The 5,239-nt window shown below is 30.6% G+C and carries 4 protein-coding genes; all 4 read left to right on the top strand.

The window, feature by feature from the left end:
• Window positions 1-141: 141 nt before the first annotated feature.
• A complete protein-coding gene (locus KHW44_RS06110; protein WP_304067224.1) occupies window positions 142-798 on the top strand; it encodes a response regulator transcription factor in 657 nt (218 codons plus the stop codon).
• Window positions 795-2,108, top strand: coding sequence for a HAMP domain-containing sensor histidine kinase (locus tag KHW44_RS06115; RefSeq protein ID WP_304067227.1), 1,314 nt, complete (start codon window positions 795-797; stop codon window positions 2,106-2,108). The genes KHW44_RS06110 and KHW44_RS06115 overlap by 4 nt, the downstream gene beginning before the upstream one ends.
• Window positions 2,109-2,119: 11 nt before the next feature.
• Entirely contained in the window at window positions 2,120-2,686 is a 567-nt protein-coding gene (locus KHW44_RS06120) for a hypothetical protein (protein ID WP_304067230.1), read from the top strand.
• A gap of 370 nt (window positions 2,687-3,056) precedes the next feature.
• Window positions 3,057-5,239: Ig-like domain-containing protein (locus KHW44_RS06125; RefSeq protein ID WP_304067235.1), on the top strand; the 2,183-nt coding region annotated here is incomplete at its 3' end.

The following is a 5,239-nucleotide window of genomic DNA, read 5'->3' on the forward strand; positions in this document are numbered from 1 at the left end:
GTTTGAACAGAGTGAAAACCAGCGCCTTGAGACGCTGGTTGGTATCACTCGGGCTTATAGCCCTTGAACAAACCACCCGTTTTACGGGTGGTCATGATTAAAACAAATATTGTATAATAAAATAAAAGAGAGGAAAAAATTATGAATTTACTTGTAGTAGAAGATGACAAAATGATACGCGAAGGAATTTGTGAATTTTTGTCTGAGTTTGGATACAAAACATATCAAGCAGAAGATGGGAAACAAGCCATATCCATATTTGAAAACAACGAAATCAACTTAGCGATACTAGACATTCAACTTCCATACATAAATGGACTTGAAGTTCTGAAAAAAATCAGAGAAACAAGTGATATCCCAGCTATTATGTTGACAGCATTCAGCGATGAAGAATACAAAATCAACGCCTTCACAAGCTTGGCAGATGGCTACATTGAAAAGCCGTTTTCGCTTCCAGTTCTTAAAGTTAGAATAGAATCATTAATAAAAAAATGTTATGGAAACAATGAAACATTTAATTACAAAAATACCGAAGTAAACTTCACGAGCTATACTGCAAAAATAAATGGCAAAAAAGTTGATGTAAATGCCAAAGAACTTGAAATACTCAAATATATGATAGAAAATGAAGGTCAAGCACTTACTAGAATGCAAATAATCGATAGTGTGTGGAAAGAAACTGACGAAATACCATTTGACAGAGTAATTGATGTTTACATAAAAGAATTACGCAAAAAACTGGAATTAGATTGCATAGTAACCATAAGAAACGTCGGCTATAAATTGGAGAGAAAATGAAAAATTTGAAAATATTTCCTAAAATGTTCCTGCAAATATTCACAGCATTAGCGCTCACTGTGTTGTTCATACATTTTATGGTGTTTTTAATATTTCCCAAAACATATTTGGAAGATAGAAAACAAGAAATAAATAAAAAAGCAAATGAAATATCCAAGACATTAATAAATAAAGATCTTGGATATGTTACTCAGTCGCTTGATTTCTATTCTAATAATAACGACATTAAAGCTTATGTAAAAAACAAAAACAACGACAACGGTTTACAAATCAAAGAAATCATTGATTTTGACAAAAAAAGCGACAACAATTCACTTATAATTGAAGAACGAGAAATCACTATTAACACTGGAGAGAAAATATCGCTTCAATTCGTATCAACAGCTGATATGAAAAAAGATGCCAAAAATCTGAGTCTAAGATTTCTCCCATTTTCGCTTTTTATTTCTATGTTTTTCTCAGCAATTATTTCATTGATTTATGCAAAATTAATCAACAATAATATACAAGAAATAAAACAAGTTACTGATAAAATGATGACTATGGACAAAAAAGCACGACTTGTAGTAGATTCTACTAATGAGATTGGACAGTTAAAAGTACAAATCAATGATTTGTACACTACACTGTTACATTCAATTGACGATTTGGAATCAAAAAACGAAGAAATTATCAAACTTGAAAAACTGAAATACGACTTCTTCAGAGGAGCATCACATGAACTTAAGACTCCTGTAGCCAGTCTTAAAATCATTTTGCAAAATATGAAATATAATATCGGAAAATACAAAAACAGAGATTTGTATATCGACGAATCACTCAAAATAATTGATGGATTGTCACATAGTATTTCACAAATACTTACATTGTCATCGATTGAAAACTTGAAAAATGACGAAGAAAATGTAAAGATTTTACCGATATTAAATGATATAATTAATAAGCAGGAAGTAATTGCAAATCAAAAACATATCACAATCGACAATCAGATTGCAGATGAGAAGATTTTTATTGGCAAATCAGCTCTTAAAATAATACTTTCAAATGTAATTGGAAATGCTGTAAAATACACTGATGAATATGGTCTAATAACCATAAAATCAGATGGTGAATGGTTTGAAGTGATTAACACTTGCAAGAAGGCAAGTGAATTAGATACCACAAAAGTATTTTATGTGAATTGCGATTTGAATAAAGAGAACAGCAATGGACTTGGATTGTATATCGTTGGAAACTTGCTCAACAATTACAAAATCGATGCAAGTATTGAAACACAAGATGAAAAAGTAACATTCAAAATCAAGTTATAAAGGAGAACAAAATGTATATTTTAGAATTGAATCAAAATGGTGAAGCTACAGAATTGGCGTTGTTTGACACAATTGAAGAAGGAAGAGAATTCATCAAGCAAACAAACTGCTACGAAATCACAGAAGAAGATGGATTCGTATATGAATATATCGATCCTGAAAAATTAGGTGATTACGTTGAAATAGAATACAATGGAAATATAATTCCATTGAGTAAATTCATGTTCACAGAAGAAGGAAAAGCAGAGATATTCTGGAAAGAAATTCCAAATCTTTCAGAAAAAGGAAATGGAATCGTAAATAATTCTACAAGAGTAGATGCTTATGTTATAGCAAATAAAGATGTCAAAACTTATATTGAAGCAAGAGAAAAATCCTATAATGAAGTAAAAAAATATTTAGAAGAAAAAGGATATGAAGTAGACAGAGCATACTTTGGATCAGAAGACGGAGAAGCAATAGTCTACAGAAAAAACGAAAAAGATGAGTGGCACTTCCTAACACACATGGACCCATCATTTTTTGAAGATAAAACACCACAAGAAATAATCGATGAGATAGAAGAAGATTTGAATTAAATATATATACAATGCTTGCTTGTTTTTCAAGTGGGCATTTTTAATTTGTATGTAAATAATTTAATACAAATAAAAGAATGATAATTCATAAAGTTAATAAATTAATTATATAATGATAAAAGTTAATTATTAAACTAAATATATCATAAGAATAAAATGTGTTTCAAAATTTAAATATATGCCACGATGTTTTGTAAAATATGTTTATTTTTTTTAGCAGAAGGGTATATAATTAAAGTAATGATAGAAATGATTAATAATAAATAATAATTTAGAACTGTACAGTATTAAAAAAGAGAAAAATATGTATTTATGTCAATCATTTAATCAAAATATGTTAATGGAAAACACACCATTTGAGGAGGTTTTTATGGACAAGAAGAACAAGAATAATATTGCAAAAATTTTGTTGGCTTTCGGAGTATTAGCTAGCCCAATGATGTTAGCAAACCAAGTATCAGCAGATAATTCAATAGGTAATTCAATAGGTAATACTACTGACACTAATAAAATTCAACAAAACACAGAATCTGACACTGCAACAACTTACAATGTAATTAAAGAAAACAAAGAAGAAAAAGAACAAGCTAAAGAAGTAGTTTCTACAGCAGCAGAAAACAATAAAGCAGACGCAACTAAAGAAGCTACTACAACAAAAGACACTGCAATAGAAACAACTGAAACAACTTCACAAAAAGAAGAAGCTACAGAAGAAAAAGAAGAAGCTGTTATAGAGGGAAAAGAAGCATTCAAACTAACAGATTCTCAAAGACAAGCATTAAAGAATGCTAGCTTTACAGATGGCGAAATTGCAAAAATTGAAGAAGATATAGCAAATTCACTTGCAGAAAATCCTAATATTGACGTTGATGCAAAATTGAATAAGAAAATTCAAGAAGCTAATGCTAAAGAAGCTAATTCATTAGAAGTGGCTCCTGAAGGAGAAAAAGCATCACAAAAAGCAGGAAAAGGTCAACAAGTAAATAACAAGGTTCACGTATCAAACATAAATATCCAATATAAAGATGGTGGATCACAAAAAGAAGAAGTATGGGTTACAAGTGCTGGAAACGCTGCATTTACAGCAGACTATAAGGTAGATGATTCTGTAAAGAGTGGAGATTACTTTACAGTAAACTACGGAGATAAGGTAGTTCCTGGTCTAGTAAATGAACCTAGAACAGCAACAAATTTAATGGATGCTAGAGGTAGATTAATAGCTAAAGGTGTATATGACAAAAATACTAATACAACAACATATACATTTACAGATTATGTAGATATATTTAACAATGTTCGCGGTTCATTCCAACAAAGTCTATGGCCAGTAAGAGAACAAATTACAGACGATGGTCAAAAAGTAGATGTAACTATTACTGTTGCGGATGAAACAAAAACAAGAAATATGACTTTTCAATATGGTAATAAAAAGTATTTACCAATAACTGAAACAATAACTTCCGTAAATAGAGAAGAAAATACAGTACACACAACAACTTACATTAACCAATCAGGCGATAGGATAGGTGGACTTAATAAAATAAAATTAGAATCAAACAATTATGAATACACTGATCCAAGCCAAGTTAAAATATATGAAGTTTCTAACAATGCTGTATTTAGAGATAGTTTCTCACCAAATTTAGCAGCTGGAGCTAAAGAAGTTACAGATTTGCCTATCACTGTAGAAAACGGAATCGCCTACATTGACGTTGGAACAAAACTAAATATGAAAACAAAATATGTAGTTTTAGGTACACCAACATTAAAAAAAGATGCAGATCCAAATAAAGCTGTTAAAGTTACTTCAAGTGTAGTTAATAAGAATAATGGACAAGTCGTAGTTGATAATCACGGTCAAACTGTATCACATACTAGTGCACTATTACAAGCTGGTGATACATCAACAGGTGAAGGTGATCAAGAAGAACAACCAGGTTCATTCCAAGAACACCATATCTATCTCACAAAAGATAAAGATGGAAATGTTATAGAAGAAAAAACAATAAAAAAAGATGGTGAAACAACCAAAGGTAGCAAAACTGAATTTTATAAAACAGGTAAGAAAGAAGAAGACGGATATACATTTGTAAGAACAGAAAACCCTGTAAACAATCCTATATATAATAATGATGGAAGCAAATCTGCGGGAAACTATGTACCAGGTGTAAAACAAGAAATCACCTATGTATATGAAAAAACAGTAGATGAACCAACAGAAGAACCAGGATCCTTCCAAGAACACCACATCTATATAACAAAAGATGAAGATGGTAACATCATAGAAGAAAAAACAATAAAAGAAGATGGTAAAGTAAAAGAAGGAACAAAAGACGAAACATATCCAACAGGTAAAAACGAAAAAGATGGATATACATTCGTAAGAACAGAAAATCCTGTAAACGAACCAACATATAACGAAGATGGAACACCAACAGAAGGAAACTTCAAACCAGGTGAAAAACAAGAAATCACATACGTATATGAAAAAACAATAACAACCAAAGGTTCATTCCAAGATCACCACATCTATCAAACAGTAGATAAAAACGG

It is taken from the genome of Finegoldia magna (genome assembly GCF_018371055.1).
GTDB classification, from domain to species: Bacteria; Bacillota; Clostridia; order Tissierellales; family Peptoniphilaceae; genus Finegoldia; species Finegoldia magna_I.